The following is a 21,247-nucleotide window of genomic DNA, read 5'->3' on the forward strand; positions in this document are numbered from 1 at the left end:
CGATGAGCGAAGACACCAAAATGCGCCTTCGCTTCACGGCGGACGGCTCCGTACTCATGCGCGACGGACTGCGCAACGTGGTTAGCGGCATGGGTACCGACCGCGACATGCGCTCGTTCTCGAAGTTCGCCTATGGCATCTACCAGGACTTCGCCGAGCTCGAGGCGGCGTACAGCGAGAACTGGATTGCCCGCCAGGTGATCGACGTACCAGTGGATGACGCCACCCGCGAGTGGCGCTCGTTCAGTTGCAAGGAGGCGCAGGAGATCCAGCGCGAGGAAAAGCGCCTCAACCTGCAGGGCGTGACGCAGGAGGCCTTCAAGTGGGCCGGGCTGTATGGCGGCGCCGGCGTGCTGATGATCACCGACCAGCCCCTCGATGCACCGCTGGACGTCACCAAGATCAAGAAAGGCTCGCTCAAGCGCTTGATGGTGCTCGACCGCATGCTGCTCGCCGGTCAACGCTACAACGTCACCGACCCCCTCAGCCCGAACTACATGCTGCCCGAGGTCTACCGTGTCGCCGGCGGCGTGCAGGAGATCCACCACTCACATTTCGTGCGTGCCCCGGGCGCCAAGCTGCCCCTTCGCATTCGCATGATCAACGGCGGCTGGGATGACAGCCAGCTGCGCCGCTGCATGGAAGACATCAAGGATGCAGTCGCGGCCAAAGGCGGCATTGCCTCGCTCATCCAGGAAGCCAACGTCGATATCATCCAGAAGGAAGGCCTGGCCGAAGCGCTGGGCTCCGGCGACATGGATGGACAGGTGGCAGAGCGCTACCGCCTGTTCGGCATGATGAAGAGCCTGTTCCGCCTGGGGCTGCTCGACAGCAGCGAGGAATACCATCGCCACCCGGCCAGCTTCGGCGGGCTGGGTGAGGTGCTGCGCTCGCTCATGGAGTGGGTCTCCGGTGCCGCCGAGATCCCGATGACGCGCCTGTTCGGCGTTCAGTCAAAGGGCATCGGCGATTCTGGCGAGGGTGACAGCCGCAACTACTACTCAGCGATCGGCGGCCGGCAAGAGGCCGACTACCGACCCTTCCTCGAGCGCATCGACGAAGTGCTGATCCGCTCTGCTCTGGGCAACATGCCCGATGATTGCGAGTTCGAGTTCAACCCACTCAGCCAACCCAGTGACACCGAGCTGGCACAGCAGGAGCTGGGCTTCGCCAATGCCGACGACGTGCGCCTGCAGCAGGGCGTGGTTCGCCGCTCGCAGATCATGCGCAAGCTGCAGAGCCAGGGCGTCTATGCCATCAGCGATGAAGAGATCGAGGCGCAGGCCGCCCTTGAGCGCGAGCCCATCGGGGCCAATGAGCCTGACCTCGATCTTGACTTCGATCTACCCGACGCTGCCGGTGCAGCTGCAAGCGCCGACCCGGACGAGTCACTCAACGGCGCCCAAGTCACGGCCATGCTGGAGATCGTCGCCCGGGTTCGTGAGGGCCAGATCACGCGCGGCACTGCCGCCAAGCTGATCGCCGCGTCCTTCCCGCTCTCTATCGATCAGGCCGAGGACATTGTGTCCGAGGTGAGGGAAGGCGTAGCGCTGCCGGAGGAAGGCAATGTCACTGGAAGCCCTGACGGCAGCGAATGAGGAAGCCGCCAGTCGCCGCCGACGGCCGGCGCAGCCCATCCCCCACCCTGACGACGTCGAGCGCCGGTACCGGGCCCAGCTGCGGGCGCTGGTCCGGCGCATCACCCGACAGGTGCAGGAGAGCGTGCTGCCGATCCTGAAGGGCTCGGACTACACACAGGATGCCATTCTCACCCGCGACCAGTGGAGCGAGCGTGTCGCCTCCGAGCTTGACCGCCTGGCCGAGGAATACACCAGCGCCTCCTTCGCCGCACAGGTTCGCCGCCTGGCCACCGCCGTGGTCATGCAGGCCAACGACGAGACGACCGGCGCCTTCATCCAGTCGGTGAGGCGCGCCATCGGTGTGGACTACCGGGCCGTGCTCAGTGAGCGCGGCATGGCCGAGTATCTCAACGCCGCGATTGCCCAAAACGTCGGCTTGATCAAGTCGGTGCCCGAGGAGCTGTTGAAGGGCCTGCGCACCGTCGTGCTCCAGGGCGCGATGGACGGCGAATCGATCACCAGCATCATGCGTCAGATCCAGCAGCAGACCGGTGTGGCCGACCGCCGGGCCCGGTTCATCGCCCGCGACCAATTGGCCAAGATCAGCGGCCAGGTGACGGAGCGCCGGCAGAAGCAGGCCGGCATACAGTATTGGCGCTGGGTCACGTCGAAGGATGAGCGCGTGGGCACAGACCACCGCCTCGCCGCCCGGCGAGACATCGGCTTTGGCCCAGGCGTCTATCCGGTGGGCTACGAACCGCCCGAGGGCCAGCCCGGCAACGCCAAGCGGCCGAACTGCCGCTGTACCCGATCCCCTGTCTTTGAATTCGAGCTGCCCGAGAGGAAGCGATGACCAAGATCCTGCTGAAGGACCGGGCCGGCATTCCCCTGGCGCCGGGGTCCGCCCGTGTCGTGACGGACGAGGGCTATCTGCGCGTACCCGGCCGTGTCGCGCGCGCCGGCAACGTCCAGCAGTACCTGGCCAGCGAGCTCGAGCTGACCGACCGCGGCCCGAACGAGATCGTCAACGTCTACCGGCCGCCTGAAAGCGTGTTCGCACCAGACTCGCTTTCCACCTACGACAATTCCGACATCACGGTCCAGCACCCTGACGACCTGGTCACGGCTGTGACGTGGCAGGGAGTGTCGGTTGGCCATGCCATCTCCGCCGGCCGCCAGGAAGGCGATTGGGTGGTGGTGGATCTTCTGATCAAGGACCAGGAGGCGATTAAGGCCATCGACGCGGGCACCGTCGAGCTCTCCGCCGGCTACCTCGCCGAGTACGTGCACCAACCCGGCGTCACGCCCGACGGGACGCCCTACGAGTTCATCCAACGCGGCATCGCCGTGAACCATATCGCCCTGTGCGATCACGCCCGAGCGGGCCGAGAGGCTCGTCTGTTCGACCACAAGCCAGCCCAGGAGGCTGTCATGACTCACAAGGTAACTCTGGACAATGGCGTCAAGGTGGAGGTTGCCGACGAGCAAACCCAGACCCTGATCCAGTCCACGCTGGACGGCCTCCGCAAGCAGGTCGCCGACTCACAGAAAGCCGTTCAGGACGCCGAGGAGGCGAAGCAGAAGGCCGAGGCCAAGGCCGATGCTGCCGACGAAGAGAACGAGGAGCTGAAGAAGAAGGCGTCTGACGATGCCATCTCAGCCCGCGTGACTGAAGTTATCTCCGCCATGGACTCCGCCCGCAAGGTCGCTGGTGATGAGTTCACCTGCGACTCCGTGGTCCCGGTTGTGATTTACCGCTCCGCCCTCGACTCGGCTAAAGCCCCCTGCAAGCGCTATGAGAGTTGGGACAAGGCACCCGAGGCTTACGTGGTCGCTGCAATCGACATGGCCGTCGAGAAGAAGGAAGCCGAGGACGAGGAGGAAGAGGAGCACGAGAAGCGCACCTCCGATTCCCACCGCCGCTTCGCCGACGACATGGCCAAGAGCAAGACCAAGACCGGGGATGCTCAGGCGACCCGTGATGCCAACTACCAGGCGTTTCTCGACAAGCGCTACGGCAAGAAGGAGACCGCGTAATGGCGATCGCACAGTCTGACTTCAACACCTTCCGGGGCCGCGGTTATGACGGCCAGGTCTCCACCATCGACGTCAGCGATGTCGTGTCGCGCACCGTCGAGGATGGCCTGCTCCAGTTCGGCCGTGCCGCCGTACGCGGCACTGGCACACGTTCCTGTGCCCCGGTAACCGGCGCGTCCACCGCTGGCGATGTGATCGGCTTTGCCGTGCGCTCCCTGGCCGAGTTCAGCAACACGCCCCCGGCCAACCCGGACAACTACGAGACCGGCTATCAGGAAGGCCATGTCGCTTCCGTCATCCGCGACGGTCGCATGTACGCCACCTGTCTGGGCGGCGCTTCCGCTGGCGACACCGTGCACGTGGTGATCAACACCGCGGGCGGCGAAGAGCTGGGCCAGCTGCGCGGGGCGGCCGACAGCACCAACACCATCGAACTCAACCAGGTCCGCTGGATCGACGACGTCGTTGACGGCGAAATCGGCGAGATCCAGATCGACGGCATCCTGACCACCGCTTAAGGAGCGATAGCATGAAAGCGACATTCGATACGAACCCGGCCGCTGCGCTGTCGTTCCTGCAGCAGCAGGCCGCGCACATCGAGGCCGAGGTCTACCGCCTGGAGTACCCGCAGTTCAAGTACACCGACCTGGTGCCCCTGGACAGCTCGGCTCCCGACTGGACCAAGGTGGTGATGTTCCGTGCGCTCGACGCACGCGGCCAACTCAAGGTCTTCGGCCCGAACTCCACCGACATCCCGACAGTGGACATCGCGGCCTCGCAAGGCTTCCACGAGGTGAAGACCGCGGCGCTTGGCTACACCTACTCCATCGAGGAGTTGGGTTTCGCCATGCTGAACAACGTCAACCTCGACGGCGAGAAAGCCCAGGCTACCCGCGACGTGGTCGAGCAGGACCTGAACCGCATCTACCTGCTAGGCCGCGAGGGCATCGGCGAGGGCCTGTATACCTCCGGTGGCGTGCCGACCGATAGCGCAGCCGGGACGCTGGCCTCGCTGGTGGCTGACATTCCCACTAACGGCGCCCAGCCGATCCTCGACTTCTTCGGCGGCGAGTACAATAAGGTGTATCTGACCAACACCAACACGGTGCATCGTCCGAACACCTTTGCCCTGCCTCCGGAGCAGTACCAGCTGCTGATGCGCACCCTGTTGTCCACCGACAACGCCTCCAATGTCACCCTGCTGGAGTTCCTCAAGAAGAACTTCCCGGACATGACCTTCGTGGACGACATCCTGCTCAAGGGTGCGGGCGCCGGTGGCGTTGATCGGATGGTGACCTACAAGCGCGACCTGCGCGTCGTGAAAGGCCACGACGTCATGCCGATCCGCTTCCTCGCGCCGGCGACCGCCGATAACGTGAATTTCAAGGTTCCGGCTCTCGTGCGCACCGGTGGTACCGAATGGCGCATCCCGAAGGCCGGCCAATACGCAGACGGGGTGTAACCATGGGCAAGCTCACAAATCAGCACTCCTCTCGTGTCGGCGTCTACGATGACGCCGACTCTCCCAAGGAGAAGCACAAGCTGGTACACATCGAGCCAGGGCGCAGCGCGGAGGTGAAGCGCGACTTCTCGAAGCATCCGATGGTCAAGGCTGGCTGGCTGAAGTTCGAGGGCGGCAAGGCCAAGGCCGAGCCCAAGGCGCCGGAAGGTGGTTCGGGTGATGATCCGATCACCGTCGAGGATGTCACCGGCGAGGATGGTGTCTTCACTGTCCAGGCCAGTGACGGCGTGACCTTCCAGCCCGCCAAGAACCAGGTGCGTGAGGACGGCACCCTGACCGGTGGCGGCATGAAGGCCTACGAGGAAGCCAAGGCCAAGGCCGAGGCGGAAGGCGGCGAGGAATAACCAAGGGGCGGCAGCCATGGCAAAGCAGCTCACCATGAAGATCTCAGTGAGGCGAAAGGCGGCGCTGATGCTGCTGCCCCTGTGGTTGATCCAGACGAGACTGGGCCGGCGCCCTTGGGTGCCGCGCTGGGCGATCAAGATTGAAGGACCGTTCTGATGGACATCACTCCCGACATCGTGAGCGCCTTCCGCGCCTACTACCCCGGCTTTGCCGACGCCGACGACTGGCCTGACGCCACGGTCACCCGCTACCTGGAAGAGGCCGACGACGAGACCGGCAAGCGCTGGGGCGAATACGGCGCGCGCGGCATCAAGAAGCGCGGCATGTTCGCCTTTGCTGCCCACCGCCTGGTGCTGGCCAAGGCGGCAGACATTGCCGTCGCCAACGGCGGCACGCCGGCGGCGCCTGCCCGGCTGGCCTCGAAGTCCATCGGCGGCGAGTCGGCATCCTTCGCGGTGCCGACACCTTCTGCGGCTGAGCAGGAGCGCTACGGGGACCTGCTCACCACAATCTACGGCCTGGAGTTCATCCGCCTGCGGCAGCGGGCGGCCATGGGCGGGGTTATGGTGTAGCCATGATCAAGTCTCGCATCCGTGGCGGCCAGGGTGTCTCCCGCCGGCTGCGCGAGATCCAGCAGCGCCTGACCGACCAGAAACGGGTCTATGTCGGCCTGCCCGAGGGTTCGGGCAACAGCGAGGATGGCACTCCCCTGGTGGTGATCGGGGCCATCAACGAGTTCGGCGGCACCATCAACCACCCGGGCGGCACCAAGTACGGCTACCGCAATCGGCAGGAAGCCGAAGACGGCAAGGTGCGCTTCCTCAAGGATGGCCAGGGCTTCATGGTGCTGGGCGAGACTGGGCCCCACAAGATCACCATCCCTGAGCGCTCATTCCTGCGCGTGCCGCTGCGGGCCAACCAGAAGGAGTTCGCCAAGGCCTTCCGGCAGATCATGCCCAAGGTGGCCCGAGGCGAGCTGACCATTGAGCAGGCACTGGACCAGATCGGCGCCAAGGCGGCATCGGTGAGCCAGGAAGCCATCTCGGCAGGGATTGGCCCGCCGAACGCAGATTCGACAGTGCGTCAGAAAGGCTCGAGCAAGCCGCTCATCCGCGATGGGCATCTTCGCCAGGCCATCACCTGGGTCATCAAGAACCCGAAGGAGCTGTCATGAGCCTCGACATGTACGGCTTCGTCGATCCGATGTTCGCGTCCCGCCCCGAGGGCGGCGTGACCCTGCTCGGCTCCGAGTCGGACGGCTACTACGACGATGACGGCATCTGGGTGCCGCCCACCCAGCAGCCGCCCCGCACCTTGTCGAACGTCAGCATCCAGCCAGCCAGCAAGAAGACGGTCGAGATGATGATCGGCATCGGCGGCACGGCCAATCCGCGCGACCTACGTGAGCTCTGGATCAACGACGGCACCATGCTCTACCCCGAAGACGACGGGCGAGCAGCCGACCGGCTGGAGTTCTCGGACGGGCTTGCCGTGCGTACCTGGAAGGTGGTGCAGGCAGACAACCGGCCGTGGCACACTTACTGCCACGCCATCGTCGAGCGGGTGAGGACATGATCGAGAGCATCGATGAGCTGAACGGTGTCTTCGCCAAGCTCGTGCGGGATGCGTCAGGCGTGCCGCTGGCCATCCTGGCCAACCAGGGCGGCGACCGTCCCTCTGGACTCTACGCCACCTACAACCCGATGCCGGTTCGCGCCTACGGCCACCCTCGTCGCCTGCGCAACGAAGTCCCTGCGGTGGAGCCGGTGCCGGACTTCGAGTGGACCGACTTCGAAGAGGTCACGATCTCGAACCTCGAGCTGCTGCTCAGTCTGAATTTCTTCAACGACGGATCGAAGAACGCGGCGACGCGCATGCTCGACTGCTACTTCCGGCAGCCCATCGGCGAGTATCTCTACCACAACGGCATCTCGTGCCGGGAGATCGGGCCGGTGCGCAACCTGACGGGGCTGGAGTCGGCCGAGATCCAGAGCCGCCATCAGGTGGACGTGCACATGTTCGTCGAGATCAGCATCACCGACACCGTGCTGAGAGCCGCCGGCTTCAACGTCCAGATCGAAGACGAGAACGGCAACGTGCTCTCGCCCCCGTAACCCACGCCCTACCCCAACCACGAAGCCCAGCCACCGCGCTGGGCTTTTCTTTGCCTGTCGAACCCAGGAGCTGAACCATGGCGTATCCCGTCGACAATATCCTCAACGTCAATCTGCTGCTCACGCCGGCGGGCATCGGTTATGCCAACTTCGCCACCGGCTTCATCATCGCCCGCCAGGCCGACCTTCTCGACGGCGTGACCTTCGATGTCGACACCTACCGCGACTATGCCGGCGTAGACGAAGTGGGCGAGCATTTCGCCGAGAACTCCCCCGTCTACCTCATGGCCACGCGCTGGTTTGCCAACATCCCGAAGCCGCTGCAGATCAGCGTGTGGATGTGGGATGACGATGAGGTCGAGGGCGACACCATCATTCAGACCCTGAACAAGGCCGACAACGAAGCCTGGCGCTACTGGTACTTCGTGCCGGCTGACGTCTACGAGGACGAGGCCACGGCCATTCAGCTCTCCGACTGGTCTGATGCGACAGAGCACCCGGTACCGATCACCCTGACTGGCAATGCCGTGATCGACCCGCAGAGCGACACGGATCTTGCCAGCGTGCTGCAGGCCCAGGGCAACCGCCACATGATGGTCGGCTACGTGCCGCAATCCATCATCGACAGCAACCCAAGCCAGCAGTACGCCATGGTGCAGCTCGCCGCCAGCTTCCAGAAGTTCCGGCCGCTGGGCGACCGCACGGCGATCACCGCCGAGTATCAGGTGCTGCCCGGTGTCGTCGGCGCGCGCGACCAGCTCAACACCACCGCCTACAACGCGCTCAAGGAAAAGAGCGTCGTGTTCTTCACCGCCGTGGAGCTCAAGGGGCAGATCGACAACAGCCGCGTCATCAACTCCAAGTCGATGTCCAGCTTCGGCGAGTTCATCGATGACGTGGTGAACCTGGACGTGCTCAAGAACTACCTGCAGGTGGACGGCTACAACTACATCACCGGCACACCGACCAAGCGCGGCCTGACGCCCCGCGGCTATGCCGGCCTGCTCGACACCCTGAGCCAGACCTGCAAGCAGTTCTACAACAACGGGGTGCTGGGCGAGGCATCCTACACCGACCCTGTGGACGGGCAGGAGAAGATCGCCGAGTACGGCTTCGTCAACTTCGGCCAGCCCGAGGACGTGTTTGGCCTCACCCAGGCGCAGAAGCGCGCGCGCCAGTACCCCGAGACGTCGATCCTGGCCATCCTGGCCCGGGCCGGCCACGCCGCCACCATCAACGTGACTGTGGAGTAACCGCATGGCCATGCACCGCTACGGCGCCGACGGCGCGAACCTTACCGTGTTCGGCATCCCCATTGAGGAATTCGGCGACACCGATCCGGCTATCACCATTGAGGACATCGAGCAGCGCTCGACACTCAAGCGCGGCATCGGCGGTACGTCCAACCGCATCGACAACCAGACCCGGCCCAAGCGGCTGACCATCAGCCTGCTACCGGGCTCCGACGAGGTGCGCCAGATCCTCGCCGCCGAGAAGTCCGGCGTCGATGCAACGGCCACATTTCGCCAGACCGGTACCGCCGAGGTGGTGGCCATGTTCGATGGCGTGCTGATCACCCGCGGCTCCATGGGCCGCGCCGGCAAGACCAACGTCTCGGACGAAACATTCATCTTCGAGTTCGCCGACAGCGAGGAGACCTGATGGCCCGTTTCGAGATCGAGGTAGCCGGCGTCGAGTACGTCGGCGAGACGGCCAGCGCCCGGGACCAGTTCCAGGCGCTGCACATCGCCGCCAACTCCCGGCTGCTGGTGGGCATGCAGGAAGGTGTTTCCGACCAGGCGTTGGTGCTCTCCCTCTTGGCGCTGGACTGGCCTGACTTGCAGCGGTTGGAGTCGCTGCTGGTCAAGGAGAAAATCAAGCGGGCGGAAGACGACGCACCAGTGGCGGGCAACCTCTTCCGTGACGATCCAGCCAACTACGCCCTGCTGATCGGGCTGGCGGCCCGCGAGAACCTGGCGGGTTTTTACGCGCTTCGCGGCCAGAAAAACGCCGGCGCCGAGCAGGCCGCGAAGCCGTAGAGACGCAGGAAGCCAAGCCCGGCGTACCTTGGTACCTGTGGCGCCCCTGCCTGGGCATCCCCGGGCTGGTCCCGCCCCTCTCCCAGTGGTCGCAGATGCTCGACGGCACACTCACGATCGAAGACGTCCAGCAGATGCATCAGGTGATGGACGACATCAAGCAGCATGCCGAGGAGTCGCGGAATGTCTGAGAAGATCGACAGCCTGCTCGTGGAGCTGGGCCTTGAAACCGATGCTCGGTCGTTCCGCCAGGCAGAGGGCTTGTTCAACAACCTGCGCTCGGCGGCCCTCAAGTTGGGTGCAACCGTCGGTGGCGTGGCCACCGCGCACCAGATGACCTACGGCTTTGCCCGTGCAAACGATGTCGTGGGCAAGTTTGCCGATAACCTCGGCGTCTCCGTCGAGCTCGTCGACGGCCTCGGCCACGCCCTGCAGCGCAGCGGTGGCAATGCCACGGATGCCTTCCGCACCATCCAGAGCCTGACCGACCTCATGGCCGGTATTCGCATGGGCGACACGGCCGCACTCGAGGAAGCGGCGCGCTGGGGATTCGACCCGTCCGCCGTGCTTGAAGCCACCAGCATGGCGGACGCCCTGGAGCGCATTGCCGACGCCACGGCCGGCATGAGCCCAATGGCGCGCCAGAACGTGCTCAATGCCCTGGGGCTCGGCTCACAGGCAGAAATGACCCTGCTTGCCGGCGGCTCCCAGGCCATCCGTGACTACATGGCCGAGGCAGAGCAACTGGCGCCCATGACTCGCCGCCATGCTGAGCTCTCTGCTGAACTGAACGACGAGACACTGCGTCTGCGCCGCGCGTTCAAAGGGCTGACCGACGAGATCAGCTTGCGCACCATCCCGCGCCTGATCGACGCCACCCAGCTGATGACGCGCATGGTCTCCAGAGAGGAAGGGGAGTCGGTCGAGCAGTTCCGGGAGCGCTTCGGCGGCGAGGAAACCGACTCCACAGGGCGTATTGCGAACTTCATTCGCATGCTGATCCGCAGCGATGATGCCCCCAAGCTGCTGCCGCGGGGCCGGGATACCTCGTCCACGGTCTCCCCCGAAGTGATGGAAGCCCTGGCCCGGGTGGAGTCTGGCGGCAGGCACCGGGACGCCAGCGGAAACCTGACCCAGAGCCCTGCCGGTGCGCTCGGCCGTTACCAGATCATGCCGGCGACCGGCATGTCTCCCGGCTTCGGCGTGGCCCCGCTGCGCAACGACAGCGAGGCGGAGCATCGACGCTTTGCCGAGGAATACCTCTCCGCCCTGCTCCATCAATTCGATGGCGACATGGAGAAGGCGCTCGCCGCCTATAACTGGGGGCCGGGCAATGTCATGCAGCACGGCGACGATTGGCGCCACCACGCCCCTGATGAAACGCTGCAGTATGTGCCCAAGGTGCTGGACGAGCTTCGCCGCATGCCGCATGGCGACCTCATGCCCGACGAACTGGCCTACCAGCCCAGTCCGGACGAACTGATCCCCCGGGCAACCGGTCGGAGCTGCGTGAGGGAAACCTGCGCCTGATGCGCGACCAGTTCCCCGAACAGTACCAAGGCAACAGCCAGACGCATAACTGGTACATCACCGGCACCAATGCGCGCGAGATCGGCGAGGAAGTGAACCGCGTCCTGGCGCAACACGCCTCGCAGGCCGCCCGCGACTGGCAGGAGCCCTACGCATGAGCCAACTGTTCGGCCGCGTCTACCGCCTCGAGATCGGCGACGAGGGCGAGACGCTGCTGCTGGACGGCTTCGACCCGGGTCGGTTCTCGGGTGGCGTTGCCAGCCAGCCCGCCCAGATCCGCTTTCGCGTGGTGCACAACATCACCGGCTACCAGAGCCTGGCCGAGATCACCGTCTACGGCCTGAGCTACGCCAGCCGCATGAAGGCGTACACCCGCTACGACCGGGTACGGCTGACGGCCGGGTTTGCCGATCGCCACGGAGAGATCTTCAGCGGCACCGTCTACAACGTCGGCATCGGGCGGGACGGACCGGACAGCTTCATCACCCTGCTCTGCACGGCAGGTGGACGGCCCTACGACTTCGCTTTCCTCAATCAGTCGTTTGGGCCGAACACACCGGTGCGAGAGCTGATCGAGGCCGCGGCCAGGCAGATGGGCATCCCCACTACCTATGTCGGTGATATGGGTGATCTCGGGCGGACCCAGGGTGGCATGACGATCTCGCAGACGGCGCGGTCGTTCCTGCGCCGCCTGGGCCAGACCTTCCGCTTCACCTGGCATATCGAGAACGACGAGCTCGTCATCTCCAACGACGACTCCATGCGCGACGTTCAGCACCGCTACAGCGCCGAGACCGGCATGATCGGCTCGCCACAGATCCACGAGCGCGGCCTAGACGTGCGCGTACTGATGGACGCCACGCTAAAGCCACTGGACGAGGTCATCGTCGAGAACGCCACCGGCGACCTGGCCTTTGCCAGCCGCGTGCTGACCTACCAGGGCACCATCGGCGTCGGCCGCTACGTGGCGCGCAGCGTGGTGCACTCAGGCGACTTCTACGGCGACGACTGGTCCACGGTCATCGAGTGCTTCAACCCTCGGGAGCCCAGCGTGAGGCGGCCCGGCGACCCGGAGTGAGCCATGGCCATCACTGGCATCTTCACCAGATCCCGCCCAAGCATCGGCGGGATTTTTTTCGACGCCACGCTCGAGGAATCCGACGAGCTGCAGACGGACGTGACGCGCTACCCGGTCGAGACCGGCTTCGAAGGCAATGACCATGCCGTAAACCGCAACGCGCGCATCACCATGTTCGTGGCGCTCTCGGACAATCCAGTGCGCTCGGCTACCGCGCAGGCCACCCAGGGCGATGCGCTGGAGCGACTCAACAACCTCAACCTTCCGGCCGGCATCCTCCGGGCGGGAGTAGGCATCGGCGTGGGCCGGGCTATCAGCCCCCTGCCCCTGGGGTAGCCGCCGCGGTCGGCCTTGGCGCATCGGTGGCGACCAATACCGTAGGCCAGGCGCTCTCCCGCTCCGCTTCTGTCCTTGAGGAGATACGCGCCCTGCAGAGCAGCCGAGAGGTCATCACCGTCGTCACGCAGAAGGCCAGCTACCAGAACGTGCTGATCACCAACACCCGGCGCACCACCAACCCGCGCAATGAGGGCGGTCTGGAGCTGGTGGTCGAGATGGAGCAGCTCAACATCCTGTACAGCTCCCTGCGTCAGCAGGGCATCGTCGCCCCGAACGACCCGGCCGCCGCCATGGCGTCATCGGTTCGAGACCGTGGGCGCGTCAGCGTGGAGCGGCTGCCATGAGATACGAGATCCCGCTCGAGCAAGGCGCCTATCAGCGCATGACCGTCACGCTGTCAGAGCGCGTCATTACGCTGCGCCTGCGCTGGCTGCACCAGTACGGCTTCTATGCCATCGACATCCTCGAGGGCGGCGACCCCATCACCCTGGGTCGCGGCCTGCACCCGGGCATCAACCTGCTGGCCGGGCTCAATACCGGCCTCGGCACGCTGATGCTGGAAGGCCGACAGCCGACGCTCGACAACCTCGGCCGCCGCAATCGGCTGATCTACGAGGAGCCGGCCGATGATTGATCCCCGGGAAGCCGGCCAGAACCCGCTCTCGCACATGTTGGGCGAAGCGTTCAACGGCTTATTGCGTCAATTGATGGTGGGCATGCCGGGGCGCGTGGTGGCGTTCGATCCCGAGCTGCAGCGCGCTCAGGTGCAGTGTGGCATCCGTCGCGTCGTCGAGGGTCAGCCAGTCACCCTGCCTGTCATCTCCAACGTGCCGGTACAGTTCGCCGGCAACGACCAATGGTATGCCTGGCACGAGATCACCCCCGGCACCGAGGGATACATCCACTTCTCGCAGCGAGCAGTCGATACCTGGCTGTCGCAGGGCGGCCCGGCCACCCCGGCCGACTTTCGCATGTTCGCCGCCGAGGACGCCTTCTTTGCCCCGGGCTATCGCTCGAACCCTGGCTCCATTCCCGGCTTCGTCAACGAGGGTTGCGGTCTGTCGGACTACGGCGGCACCACGCGCATCCACCTGACCGCCGGTGCCATCGTCATCAAGGCCGGCGGATCGACGATCACCGTCGATGGTTCGGGGGTGGCCATCAATGGCGAGTCCCTGACCCACAACGGCACCAACGTCGGCGACACGCACTCGCACCCGCAGGGCGACGACAGCGCGGGCGATAGCCAGCAGGACACCGGAGGGCCGAAATGATCCGCGAGTGGAACCGAGACAACGGCGACATGGCGACGCGGGGAGAGCCCTTCCTGACAGGCAAGGAAGCCACGGCCGCGGGTATCTACCACCGCCTGCGGCTGTTCTTCGGCGAGTTCTGGCTGGACGTCACCGAGGGCACTGCGTGGTTTCAGTCCATCCTCGGCAAGGCCCCGCAGGATCTCGCCGAGCTCACGCTGAAGCAACGCATCCTGACCGCCCCCGGCGTGGTGTCAATCACCTCGTTCTCGTTCACCACCGACGCCGCCAGCCGGCGCATCACCGTGGATGCCACCGTGCTCGACGTGAACCACGAATCGATCCGTATCCTGTTTGATGAGGGCTTCCTGTAATGGCTGAGATCACCGCCGACGGCATCACCGGGACCACGCTGCAGGAGTACCTCGCCGAGATCCAGGCGCGCTACGAGGCCATCGACCCCGACTGGAACATTGAGCCGGAATCGCCGGACGGACAGGCCATCAGCATCTGGTCCGAGACCCTGGCGCTGCTAGATGAGCAGGTCCAGTACGCCTACATGAGCCGTGACCCGGCCACGGCAACCGGCCAGGCACTCAACGACATTGCCGCCTATGCCGGCCTGGAGCGTCAGGACGCGACGTTCTCCACCGCTACTGTGGTCATCACCGGTGTGGACGGCACGGTCATCCAGGCAGGCTCCCGGGTGAGAAACAGTGACACCGGCACGACGTGGGCGCTTGATGAGGACGTCGAGATCGACGGCCCCACCACAGCCAACGCCACTGCCACCGAGCGCGGCGCGCTGACGGCCGCTATCGGAACGCTGACCGAGATCGCCGACCCCGTAGCCGGCTGGCAGTCGGTGACGAACGACGAGGCTGCAGCCATCGGGCGCGACGAGGAGAGTGACAACCAATTCCGCCTACGCCGTAACCGCTCTGTCGCCCTACCCGGCCGCAACCAGGTGGATAACATCTTCGCCGCCGTCAGCAACGTCGACGGCGTGACTCAGGTTCGAGTCTATGAGAATCCTGAGCCGACTACAGACAGCAACGGCCTGGCGCCGCACAGCATCGCGGTTTTCGTTCAGGGCGGAGAGGTGGAGGCGATTCTAGAGGCCATTGCCGCGAATAAGAACCCCGGCTGCGGCATGAACCGATATTCGGGGTTTCCGAACACCATCAGCGAGGACACCACCACCCCGCTGGGCAACCCGGTCAACATCACCTTCTTCCGCCCTGAGCTCATCAGTATCTATGACGTAGTCACGATCAACACCACGGAAATGAGCGAGGCCACGAAGGAGACGATCAAGCAGGCCATCGTGGATTTCTCGCTCGAGGGCTTCATTCCCGGCGAAGGCTTTACGAAGCGTGGCTTCCGCATCGGCGAGCGCGTCGCCGCCGGCAAGCTTTACACCCCGGTGAACAACATCGTCGGCGACCAGGGCGCGACCGAGTCGATCACAGTCGGCACGGACCCCGATCCCACCGGCGCCGTGGTGCCGATCGACTTCAACCAGCTCGCCGTGTTCGACGTCGCCAACATCGAGGTGGAGTACGTCACATGAGCCTGACCGACAAGGCCCTGGATCGGATCGTCTGGCAGTACCGCAACGGGCAGAAGTTCCGGGCGTGGATCGCGCACTTTCCGGAGATCGCCGAGGAGCAGATCACCACCGCCGCCGACCAGGTCGTGAACCTGATCAACCTCGACAACGCAGTCGGCGACCAGCTCGACATCTGTGGGCGCATCGCCGGCATCGACCAGCGGCCCACCATCCTATCCGATGACGTGGCGTTCTTTGGCTACGCCGGCACGCCAGGCGCGGTGAACTACGGTGTCGGCCCCTACAAGTCGCCGACCGAGGATCCCGCCTCGATCCCTGCCCCGGACTGGCTGTTCCGGCTGATCATTAAAGCCAAGATTTTCCGAAACAACACCGAGACCACTATCGACGACGTGAAAACCGCCGTCGATTTCATCCTCGGTGAGAACTCGACGGTCATCGACGGGCAGGACATGACCGTTCAGACCGTGTGGGTCGAGGGCGATATCAGCCCGACGATCCGCATGCTCATCGAGAACTTCGACCTCATCCCCCGCCCCCAGGGCGTCAAGATCACCCGCGTGGAAAAGACAGTCCCGGCGTTTGGCTATGCCGGCACGTTCAACGCGCGCAACTACGGCGTAGCGCCGTATAAGGAGCCGAACTGATGGCACGTGAGCCGTTCAATGAAGAGTGGGCCAATAACCCCGATCCCGACCAGTTCGAAAAACCGCCTGCCGGCACCTTCGCCAGTGGCTGGGTGGGTGGCGCTCAAGGCCAGCTTCCTGAGGCCAAGTGGGAGAACTGGTGGCATAACCGTGTCGATGCCGCCATGCAGCAGATCGAGCGCTACGGCGTGATGGACTGGCATGCCGAGGCGATCTACGGGATCGGAGGTCAAGCCCGAGGAAGCGACGGGATCTATTACAAATCAATCTCAAGTCAAAATACGGGAAACGACCCAGCCCTTGATAGTGGCGATAATTGGATCCCGCGCGATGCAACTGCACTTAATACGCCAGGTCAAGTTTCTGTCACAGAAATCAATGACGGAACCATCGAGCTAACGGAGGCTCGCGGCCGATTCCTCGTGTTGCAAGGGCATGGTGCATCCAATCATGAAATAACCGGCTTCGGCAGCGCCTGCCCGATCGGCTGGAAGATCACGCTGTATATCCCTCGTTCGATTGCTAACACTGGCGGCACAGCCAATGCCCTCGGCAACTACGTTCAGTTCCTGCATGCGGCCAGTGGGGCCGGACTAGATCTGACACTCAATGCTCGACAGGACGGGGCCAGTACGCTCTATACATACCAGGCCTACCCGGATGCCAACGACGCACTAGGGCACAGAGCCGCGCTGCATGAGCAATTGACCTTCGTGCATGAAGGGAGCGGGCGATGGCGCCTGATGCGGCTACCTGAGCCCTCGTGGTCACAAAACTCCAGAGGAAGGATTTACAGGTGCGCCAGCGGCAGGATGGTCTCACATGTAATTCCATCTCAATTTCAAGTTCAGCGTAATAACTCTCTAGGGGGTATGTATGCTACCCCTGCGCTCAATGCACAACTGCCAGTTGCCATCTTGAGCGGCCAGGAAATCCGGCAGGAATGGTCTATCGCGTCAGCATCAGACGATAACTATCTCTTCGTATTAACCAATCCACAGATTGGCTCAACCGAAGGTGGCAATGCCGAAGAGATGACGTTGATTGTCGCTGGTCCAGTGCAACAAGGTAACACCCGTAACTACCGTCCAGTCGGTAGGATCGAGTCCCGCTGGAAGCCCAACGTTTAAAGGTGCCCTATGAAAATCAAGGTCTACGCAACATCGTCGGGCGACCGCAACGCCTGCATGCTGATCGATGCGGACAGTCCTATACCGCCCGGCTTCACTGACCAGGAGCCGCTTCCGCCGAAAGCGGGGAACCGTGTCGTCTTCGTCGATGGTGGGTGGGTATACGAGCCGATCCCGCCGGTAACCGGGCCGTCGGTTTCTGATCTCGCCGCCGACCGCCGCGCAGTGATCGATGCCGCCTCGGTGGCAGAACTTGACCAAGTGCGCAGAGATTACCCCGACTACGAGCAACTGAGTTGGGAGCGCCAAGAGCGCGAAGCGCGCGAAGGTGGAGGACCGTTGATTCAAGCCATAGCCGATGCTCGCGGAGTGGCCATCGAGGAGCTGATCAGCCGCATCATCGCAAAAGCCGACGCCTATCAGCAGGCCGCCGCCGCAGTGATCGGCCGCCGCCAGGCCCTGAGAGACCAGATCGTCGCTATTGAACATGAAGACAGCCTTGACAACGATGCCAAGCGAGAGGCGATCAATTCCATTAACTGGTAACAGCCAAGGTGTCTATAAGACAAGATCGGGGCCCGCAGGAATGAATGCGGACACCCCTTTACTCATGAATGTTGTAGGCTAGATTATCAGAATTCTCAATTTCGGTGAATATATTGCCAGTCGAAATAGCAATCTTACCCAGGGCCTCAGAACCTTTCATGCTGAGATGAGTAGGGTTGAAATAGATCGGATCGCCATTAAGATAGGCGGAGCATCCACTGGATCCGCAAACATGCTCTCTAATGGACACAGTCCTGACATTCTCGTAAGTGGAAGCCAGGCTAATTAAGAAGTTGTTAATGTCATGGTCGCTACCGTACCTGATGTAACTTCGTTCGGAGCAGTTCATCCATGGTATCTTTAGGCTTTTACTAGAGCAGTACCTGTCGTACAGCGGGAAAACTGGCACTTTCAGAGCAATAACAACATTTCTAACATTATCGCTCAAAAAACCAATCGTTCTTGACACATCTTCTCTATAATCTTCGCCTACAAATCCTGTCCAGTTCGCCCCAATGATTACAACAGAAAAATCGGACACTATACGCTCCACTTCCTGGAGATATGATCTGCAGGAAGACTTGTTTGCTCTCGCATATTCCCACCCCGAACCAAATATAGGTGGACACGACGAGTGAGAGATATTCATGATTGAAAGCTCCTCATCACGAGCTAGCTCTCGAAAGTAACCTAGATAGTGCGCTGCGTTAGAGTCCCCAAATAACAATATGGAAGGATCTCCTTGACCAAAATCACTGACACAACGAGGATGTCGTATAAGTGATGCATTAAAATTCGAGGTCTGGCAGTTGTACCTGTATCTATTTGCAGCAAGCGTATTGTCGTTAAGATTCTCTAGTCTAGCCAAATAGTCATTTGGAGAAAGCGAAGCTACAAATCCATTCTTCGCTACTACTAGGCTGGAGAATGCTAACAGGATGATTGTTAACGATGCGTATGGCGCAGACCTATTTAACAACGACCCACTACGCTGCCCCCTAAAAGGCTTTTCAATCAAAAAATACGAAGCGGTAGAAAGGAAGACAATAAGCGATAGGCAGATGATAAGTGGCAAGCCTTTATACGGGTCGCCAAACGCATATCTATAGAAAGACAATACAGGCCAGTGCCAAAGATAAAGCGAGAACGACAGTAGTCCAATGCTAGTCATTGCCTTAATTGAGAGGACTTTCGAAACAATTGTTTTTTGATTGACTCCTGCCAGAATCAATAATGCAGTGCCTACTGTGGCCGGGATCGCAGCAAAACCCGGGAAGCCCGTTGCTGAGTCAATAATCCAGAGAGAATAAGTGATTAGTGCGACCCCTGCAAATCCGGCCAGAGTAGAAGCGAAATATGACGAAAACATGCCCCTTCTGTCGCTAATAAAGTATGCTAGGCCACCAATCATTAGCTCACCAGCACGCGATGGAAGCATGTAGTAGGAAAAAAGCGAATCCTTATCTAAGTAGTATTCGCCGACGGCGAATGAAGCTACTGTTACCAGCACGCTTGCTATAATTACCGCTCGTTTTCCACCAATAGACAAAGCAAATATTAGCACGGCAGGCCATATTAGGTAGAACTGCTCTTCTACACCAAGCGACCACATGTGCAAGAGAGGTGATAAGTCTGACGATGCAGCGAAGTAGTCAGTATCCAAAAAAAGCCAGAAATACACGTTCGCGACTGAAAGGGCTGTAGCTATTGCCGACTCAGATAGTGATTGAGCGTCCTCAGGAAGGAATAAGACACTTCCAGCTATAACAGTGACCAGGGTGACAAAGAAGGAGGCAGGGACTATTCTACGAATACGACGAGCATAGAAATCAATAAAAGAAAATGACCCATCTTCAGCAGATTTGTAAATTATGCTGGTTATCAAATAACCCGATATGACAAAAAACATGTCTACGCCAACGAAGCCGCCCGAAAGCCACTCATTGTTTACGTGGTATATAATAACAGACAGCACCGCAATTGCTCTTAACCCATCTATGTCTGGCCTGTAGTGCGGGCTACCCATCCCTACGCTCCGTTCATTGCATTGATTGAGGGGGAGGATAATGTCACATCTCAACGCCTCCCGCTGAACGAAAGCAGATCGTAAAGACTAACCTCTATCGCGTCTACTCCGGGCGCACGGCCGATGATCTGCTGAGTGTGGCTAAGGTATGGGCGTCAGACCTGCGTCGTGACGGCCTCTTACGAATCCCCATCGCGACCCACCTCCAGTAGCCCCCTCACCACCTCCAGCCTGGCTGACAGATCCGCCATGACCTTCGCCAGGCTCTCCTCCCCTATCGGCTCGCCTGTGGCGGGATCGATGCCCTCACGCCTGAAGCTTTCCTCGAGACGAACGAGCACCTCGGCCGTGGCCGATCGACGGCTGCGCTCTGCTGCCTCTTCGATCCGCTCGCGGAGCGTTTTCGGCATGCGCAGGTTGAATTGAGTATCTGAGTCGTCCATGCGCCGAGAATGTAGCAGTTTGCTACATCGGGCAATGCATCACTCTGCTACATTGATAAAGCAAAATGATGCAAAGAGGCCATGCATGGACGGTTTTGTTCAGACCAACGTTAGGCTGCCGCGAGGTATCGTGAAGTGGCTGAAGGAGGAGGCGAGGAGGAACAGGCGCAGCTACAGCGCCGAGGTGGCGATTCGGCTAGAGCGATCCAGACGGGAGCAGGAGCAGAGGGAGAGGCATGCGCGGGAAGGTGGTTGACCCTGTTGCTGGAAGCGGAAGCTTCATGTGGAAAGACCCTGAATTTTTGAAGAGAGATCACGCTCAAAAATGAGGGAAAGTGTTGTCAGGTATCAACCTGACAATCTACTGGCAATATCAGGCGTGAACCTGACGCAATGTCAATAGATGGCAATACAACCCACTGTTCTGTTTAGGGTAGTGCTTTCTCATTCCTGAGCGACCCGCCGCGCCAGTTGAGCTCCAAGAATCAACCGTTGCTCAACTAACGGTGGATAATTCCACAAAAAGTGGAGACTTCATTCTCCTGGAAAAGGCTGAATTTTTCCGCTACAAAAGGAGAAGCCCCCGAGGGTCGCATCCTCGAGGGCTTCAATGTCAACCAATCTGCTAGGAGTGGAGACACCATGCAGTCTAGCCCACGTCCGCCCAGCGGCCAAAAACAGTCGACAATGGCCGACATCGTTCGGCACCTCGAAGGAGCCGCACAGTCATTATCCTGGCTCTACCTTGTTGAGGAGAAACGCCAGCCTGCGCTGGCTGCCGCGGCCTTCTTTCTCACGAAGTATGCAGATGCTGCCCGGAAGGCCATCGACGCCAACGACACCGAGGTCCTCGATGGATACGTGACGCTCAGGCTCGGTACCCTGGCCGCCCTGCTGCAGGTCGTTCGGGCCCACTGGGAAAATGGCGTTATCGCCATGACCGCCTGGACGGCGGATGCGCTGGCGGAGATTGCGCACTGGATCGAACGCGCACGAGAGGCGATCACCCAGGTGCTGGACGGGGTAATGCGAGCAGCGTGATCGG

30 protein-coding genes are annotated in these 21,247 nt (G+C 61.8%); 28 read left to right on the forward strand and 2 right to left on the reverse strand.

The window, feature by feature from the left end; genetic code table 11:
- Positions 1 to 20 precede the first annotated feature (20 nt).
- The 26 genes from EKK97_RS14000 (at position 21) to EKK97_RS14125 (ending at position 17,733) form a co-directional block, all read left to right on the forward strand.
- Positions 21 to 1,598, forward strand: a complete 1,578-nt coding sequence (locus EKK97_RS14000; protein ID WP_201296893.1) for a DUF1073 domain-containing protein — start codon at positions 21 to 23, stop codon at positions 1,596 to 1,598.
- Positions 1,567 to 2,433, forward strand: a complete 867-nt coding sequence (locus tag EKK97_RS14005) for a phage head morphogenesis protein (RefSeq protein WP_159552758.1) — start codon at positions 1,567 to 1,569, stop codon at positions 2,431 to 2,433. Before EKK97_RS14000 ends, EKK97_RS14005 begins: the two co-directional genes overlap by 32 nt.
- Positions 2,430 to 3,617 carry a DUF2213 domain-containing protein gene (locus tag EKK97_RS14010; RefSeq protein ID WP_159552760.1) on the forward strand — a complete coding sequence of 396 codons (1,188 nt, stop codon included), beginning with the start codon at positions 2,430 to 2,432 and terminating at the stop codon, positions 3,615 to 3,617. Before EKK97_RS14005 ends, EKK97_RS14010 begins: the two co-directional genes overlap by 4 nt.
- Entirely contained in the window at positions 3,617 to 4,135 is a 519-nt protein-coding gene (locus tag EKK97_RS14015; RefSeq protein ID WP_159552762.1) for a structural cement protein Gp24, read from the forward strand. Before EKK97_RS14010 ends, EKK97_RS14015 begins: the two co-directional genes overlap by 1 nt.
- 11 nt (positions 4,136 to 4,146) lie before the next feature.
- Entirely contained in the window at positions 4,147 to 5,079 is a 933-nt protein-coding gene (locus EKK97_RS14020; protein WP_159552764.1) for a DUF2184 domain-containing protein, read from the forward strand.
- A gap of 2 nt (positions 5,080 to 5,081) precedes the next feature.
- Entirely contained in the window at positions 5,082 to 5,483 is a 402-nt protein-coding gene (locus tag EKK97_RS14025) for a hypothetical protein (RefSeq protein ID WP_159552766.1), read from the forward strand.
- A 16-nt stretch (positions 5,484 to 5,499) separates the two neighbouring features.
- Positions 5,500 to 5,640: a hypothetical protein gene (locus EKK97_RS14030; protein ID WP_159552768.1), complete on the forward strand. Its 141-nt coding sequence runs from the start codon at positions 5,500 to 5,502 to the stop codon at positions 5,638 to 5,640.
- The gene (locus EKK97_RS14035) at positions 5,640 to 6,056 is read left to right on the forward strand and encodes a DUF4054 domain-containing protein (RefSeq protein WP_159552770.1); all 417 of its coding nucleotides are present in this window, start codon (positions 5,640 to 5,642) and stop codon (positions 6,054 to 6,056) included. The genes EKK97_RS14030 and EKK97_RS14035 overlap by 1 nt, the downstream gene beginning before the upstream one ends.
- 2 nt (positions 6,057 to 6,058) lie before the next feature.
- Positions 6,059 to 6,658 carry a hypothetical protein gene (locus EKK97_RS14040; protein ID WP_159552772.1) on the forward strand — a complete coding sequence of 200 codons (600 nt, stop codon included), beginning with the start codon at positions 6,059 to 6,061 and terminating at the stop codon, positions 6,656 to 6,658.
- The gene (locus EKK97_RS14045) at positions 6,655 to 7,059 is read left to right on the forward strand and encodes a hypothetical protein (protein WP_159552774.1); all 405 of its coding nucleotides are present in this window, start codon (positions 6,655 to 6,657) and stop codon (positions 7,057 to 7,059) included. Before EKK97_RS14040 ends, EKK97_RS14045 begins: the two co-directional genes overlap by 4 nt.
- Positions 7,056 to 7,598 carry a phage neck terminator protein gene (locus tag EKK97_RS14050; protein WP_159552776.1) on the forward strand — a complete coding sequence of 181 codons (543 nt, stop codon included), beginning with the start codon at positions 7,056 to 7,058 and terminating at the stop codon, positions 7,596 to 7,598. Before EKK97_RS14045 ends, EKK97_RS14050 begins: the two co-directional genes overlap by 4 nt.
- 77 nt (positions 7,599 to 7,675) lie before the next feature.
- Entirely contained in the window at positions 7,676 to 8,851 is a 1,176-nt protein-coding gene (locus tag EKK97_RS14055; protein ID WP_159552778.1) for a DUF3383 family protein, read from the forward strand.
- Between the two features lie 4 nt (positions 8,852 to 8,855).
- The gene (locus tag EKK97_RS14060; RefSeq protein ID WP_159552780.1) at positions 8,856 to 9,260 is read left to right on the forward strand and encodes a hypothetical protein; all 405 of its coding nucleotides are present in this window, start codon (positions 8,856 to 8,858) and stop codon (positions 9,258 to 9,260) included.
- Positions 9,260 to 9,637, forward strand: a complete 378-nt coding sequence (locus EKK97_RS14065) for a hypothetical protein (RefSeq protein ID WP_159552782.1) — start codon at positions 9,260 to 9,262, stop codon at positions 9,635 to 9,637. The genes EKK97_RS14060 and EKK97_RS14065 overlap by 1 nt, the downstream gene beginning before the upstream one ends.
- A gap of 183 nt (positions 9,638 to 9,820) precedes the next feature.
- A complete protein-coding gene (locus EKK97_RS14070) occupies positions 9,821 to 11,167 on the forward strand; it encodes a transglycosylase SLT domain-containing protein (protein ID WP_159552784.1) in 1,347 nt (448 codons plus the stop codon).
- On the forward strand, positions 11,167 to 11,325 hold the full coding sequence (locus tag EKK97_RS14075) for a hypothetical protein (protein WP_159552786.1): 159 nt from the start codon (positions 11,167 to 11,169) through the stop codon (positions 11,323 to 11,325). Before EKK97_RS14070 ends, EKK97_RS14075 begins: the two co-directional genes overlap by 1 nt.
- Positions 11,322 to 12,245: a baseplate hub protein gene (locus tag EKK97_RS14080; RefSeq protein ID WP_159552788.1), complete on the forward strand. Its 924-nt coding sequence runs from the start codon at positions 11,322 to 11,324 to the stop codon at positions 12,243 to 12,245. The genes EKK97_RS14075 and EKK97_RS14080 overlap by 4 nt, the downstream gene beginning before the upstream one ends.
- A 3-nt stretch (positions 12,246 to 12,248) precedes the next feature.
- Entirely contained in the window at positions 12,249 to 12,581 is a 333-nt protein-coding gene (locus EKK97_RS14085; protein WP_159552790.1) for a phage baseplate protein, read from the forward strand.
- A gap of 26 nt (positions 12,582 to 12,607) precedes the next feature.
- Positions 12,608 to 12,928, forward strand: coding sequence for a phage baseplate protein (locus EKK97_RS14090; RefSeq protein ID WP_159552792.1), 321 nt, complete (start codon positions 12,608 to 12,610; stop codon positions 12,926 to 12,928).
- Positions 12,925 to 13,218: a phage baseplate plug family protein gene (locus EKK97_RS14095; RefSeq protein WP_159552794.1), complete on the forward strand. Its 294-nt coding sequence runs from the start codon at positions 12,925 to 12,927 to the stop codon at positions 13,216 to 13,218. The genes EKK97_RS14090 and EKK97_RS14095 overlap by 4 nt, the downstream gene beginning before the upstream one ends.
- Positions 13,211 to 13,858, forward strand: coding sequence for a Gp138 family membrane-puncturing spike protein (locus EKK97_RS14100; protein ID WP_201296894.1), 648 nt, complete (start codon positions 13,211 to 13,213; stop codon positions 13,856 to 13,858). The genes EKK97_RS14095 and EKK97_RS14100 overlap by 8 nt, the downstream gene beginning before the upstream one ends.
- Positions 13,855 to 14,211, forward strand: a complete 357-nt coding sequence (locus EKK97_RS14105) for a contractile injection system sheath initiator (RefSeq protein WP_159552796.1) — start codon at positions 13,855 to 13,857, stop codon at positions 14,209 to 14,211. Before EKK97_RS14100 ends, EKK97_RS14105 begins: the two co-directional genes overlap by 4 nt.
- The gene (locus EKK97_RS14110) at positions 14,211 to 15,410 is read left to right on the forward strand and encodes a baseplate J/gp47 family protein (protein WP_159552798.1); all 1,200 of its coding nucleotides are present in this window, start codon (positions 14,211 to 14,213) and stop codon (positions 15,408 to 15,410) included. The genes EKK97_RS14105 and EKK97_RS14110 overlap by 1 nt, the downstream gene beginning before the upstream one ends.
- Positions 15,407 to 16,057, forward strand: coding sequence for a baseplate wedge 1 family protein (locus EKK97_RS14115; RefSeq protein WP_159552800.1), 651 nt, complete (start codon positions 15,407 to 15,409; stop codon positions 16,055 to 16,057). The genes EKK97_RS14110 and EKK97_RS14115 overlap by 4 nt, the downstream gene beginning before the upstream one ends.
- Positions 16,057 to 17,187, forward strand: coding sequence for a hypothetical protein (locus tag EKK97_RS14120; protein ID WP_159552802.1), 1,131 nt, complete (start codon positions 16,057 to 16,059; stop codon positions 17,185 to 17,187). The genes EKK97_RS14115 and EKK97_RS14120 overlap by 1 nt, the downstream gene beginning before the upstream one ends.
- A 9-nt stretch (positions 17,188 to 17,196) precedes the next feature.
- Positions 17,197 to 17,733 (forward strand): hypothetical protein, encoded by a 537-nt coding sequence (locus EKK97_RS14125; protein WP_159552804.1) that lies wholly within the window; start codon positions 17,197 to 17,199, stop codon positions 17,731 to 17,733.
- Between the two features lie 58 nt (positions 17,734 to 17,791).
- Here EKK97_RS14125 and EKK97_RS14130 read toward each other — a convergent pair whose 3' ends face one another.
- Entirely contained in the window at positions 17,792 to 19,759 is a 1,968-nt protein-coding gene (locus EKK97_RS14130) for an acyltransferase family protein (RefSeq protein ID WP_159552806.1), read from the reverse strand.
- Between the two features lie 179 nt (positions 19,760 to 19,938).
- A complete protein-coding gene (locus EKK97_RS14135; RefSeq protein ID WP_267964129.1) occupies positions 19,939 to 20,202 on the reverse strand; it encodes an Arc family DNA-binding protein in 264 nt (87 codons plus the stop codon).
- An 85-nt stretch (positions 20,203 to 20,287) separates the two neighbouring features.
- Here EKK97_RS14135 and EKK97_RS26130 point away from each other — a divergent pair, with 85 nt between their 5' ends.
- Positions 20,288 to 20,458, forward strand: coding sequence for an Arc family DNA-binding protein (locus EKK97_RS26130; RefSeq protein ID WP_422672649.1), 171 nt, complete (start codon positions 20,288 to 20,290; stop codon positions 20,456 to 20,458).
- A gap of 431 nt (positions 20,459 to 20,889) precedes the next feature.
- The gene (locus EKK97_RS14145) at positions 20,890 to 21,243 is read left to right on the forward strand and encodes a hypothetical protein (protein ID WP_159552812.1); all 354 of its coding nucleotides are present in this window, start codon (positions 20,890 to 20,892) and stop codon (positions 21,241 to 21,243) included.
- Positions 21,244 to 21,247 lie beyond the last annotated feature (4 nt).

Source organism: Billgrantia tianxiuensis (assembly GCF_009834345.1).
GTDB classification, from domain to species: domain Bacteria; phylum Pseudomonadota; class Gammaproteobacteria; order Pseudomonadales; family Halomonadaceae; genus Halomonas; species Halomonas tianxiuensis.

Excerpts from the sequence above, each read along its gene's own strand:
- EKK97_RS26130 (WP_422672649.1), top strand. The coding sequence starts at position 20,288 with ATGGACGGTTTTGTTCAGACCAACGTTAGGCTGCCGCGAGGTATCGTG.
- EKK97_RS14105 (WP_159552796.1), top strand. The coding sequence starts at position 13,855 with ATGATCCGCGAGTGGAACCGAGACAACGGCGACATGGCGACGCGGGGA.
- EKK97_RS14000 (WP_201296893.1), top strand. The coding sequence starts at position 21 with ATGCGCCTTCGCTTCACGGCGGACGGCTCCGTACTCATGCGCGACGGA.
- EKK97_RS14050 (WP_159552776.1), top strand. The coding sequence starts at position 7,056 with ATGATCGAGAGCATCGATGAGCTGAACGGTGTCTTCGCCAAGCTCGTG.
- EKK97_RS14040 (WP_159552772.1), top strand. The coding sequence starts at position 6,059 with ATGATCAAGTCTCGCATCCGTGGCGGCCAGGGTGTCTCCCGCCGGCTG.
- EKK97_RS14070 (WP_159552784.1), top strand. The coding sequence starts at position 9,821 with ATGTCTGAGAAGATCGACAGCCTGCTCGTGGAGCTGGGCCTTGAAACC.
- EKK97_RS14080 (WP_159552788.1), top strand. The coding sequence starts at position 11,322 with ATGAGCCAACTGTTCGGCCGCGTCTACCGCCTCGAGATCGGCGACGAG.
- EKK97_RS14100 (WP_201296894.1), top strand. The coding sequence starts at position 13,211 with ATGATTGATCCCCGGGAAGCCGGCCAGAACCCGCTCTCGCACATGTTG.
- EKK97_RS14120 (WP_159552802.1), top strand. The coding sequence starts at position 16,057 with ATGGCACGTGAGCCGTTCAATGAAGAGTGGGCCAATAACCCCGATCCC.
- EKK97_RS14010 (WP_159552760.1), top strand. The coding sequence starts at position 2,430 with ATGACCAAGATCCTGCTGAAGGACCGGGCCGGCATTCCCCTGGCGCCG.
- EKK97_RS14075 (WP_159552786.1), top strand. The coding sequence starts at position 11,167 with ATGCGCGACCAGTTCCCCGAACAGTACCAAGGCAACAGCCAGACGCAT.
- EKK97_RS14125 (WP_159552804.1), top strand. The coding sequence starts at position 17,197 with ATGAAAATCAAGGTCTACGCAACATCGTCGGGCGACCGCAACGCCTGC.
- EKK97_RS14110 (WP_159552798.1), top strand. The coding sequence starts at position 14,211 with ATGGCTGAGATCACCGCCGACGGCATCACCGGGACCACGCTGCAGGAG.
- EKK97_RS14060 (WP_159552780.1), top strand. The coding sequence starts at position 8,856 with ATGGCCATGCACCGCTACGGCGCCGACGGCGCGAACCTTACCGTGTTC.
- EKK97_RS14135 (WP_267964129.1), bottom strand. The coding sequence starts at position 20,202 with ATGGACGACTCAGATACTCAATTCAACCTGCGCATGCCGAAAACGCTC.
- EKK97_RS14015 (WP_159552762.1), top strand. The coding sequence starts at position 3,617 with ATGGCGATCGCACAGTCTGACTTCAACACCTTCCGGGGCCGCGGTTAT.
- EKK97_RS14065 (WP_159552782.1), top strand. The coding sequence starts at position 9,260 with ATGGCCCGTTTCGAGATCGAGGTAGCCGGCGTCGAGTACGTCGGCGAG.
- EKK97_RS14045 (WP_159552774.1), top strand. The coding sequence starts at position 6,655 with ATGAGCCTCGACATGTACGGCTTCGTCGATCCGATGTTCGCGTCCCGC.
- EKK97_RS14130 (WP_159552806.1), bottom strand. The coding sequence starts at position 19,759 with ATGGGTAGCCCGCACTACAGGCCAGACATAGATGGGTTAAGAGCAATT.
- EKK97_RS14055 (WP_159552778.1), top strand. The coding sequence starts at position 7,676 with ATGGCGTATCCCGTCGACAATATCCTCAACGTCAATCTGCTGCTCACG.
- EKK97_RS14115 (WP_159552800.1), top strand. The coding sequence starts at position 15,407 with ATGAGCCTGACCGACAAGGCCCTGGATCGGATCGTCTGGCAGTACCGC.
- EKK97_RS14020 (WP_159552764.1), top strand. The coding sequence starts at position 4,147 with ATGAAAGCGACATTCGATACGAACCCGGCCGCTGCGCTGTCGTTCCTG.
- EKK97_RS14085 (WP_159552790.1), top strand. The coding sequence starts at position 12,249 with ATGGCCATCACTGGCATCTTCACCAGATCCCGCCCAAGCATCGGCGGG.
- EKK97_RS14095 (WP_159552794.1), top strand. The coding sequence starts at position 12,925 with ATGAGATACGAGATCCCGCTCGAGCAAGGCGCCTATCAGCGCATGACC.
- EKK97_RS14145 (WP_159552812.1), top strand. The coding sequence starts at position 20,890 with ATGGCCGACATCGTTCGGCACCTCGAAGGAGCCGCACAGTCATTATCC.
- EKK97_RS14035 (WP_159552770.1), top strand. The coding sequence starts at position 5,640 with ATGGACATCACTCCCGACATCGTGAGCGCCTTCCGCGCCTACTACCCC.
- EKK97_RS14030 (WP_159552768.1), top strand. The coding sequence starts at position 5,500 with ATGGCAAAGCAGCTCACCATGAAGATCTCAGTGAGGCGAAAGGCGGCG.
- EKK97_RS14005 (WP_159552758.1), top strand. The coding sequence starts at position 1,567 with ATGTCACTGGAAGCCCTGACGGCAGCGAATGAGGAAGCCGCCAGTCGC.
- EKK97_RS14025 (WP_159552766.1), top strand. The coding sequence starts at position 5,082 with ATGGGCAAGCTCACAAATCAGCACTCCTCTCGTGTCGGCGTCTACGAT.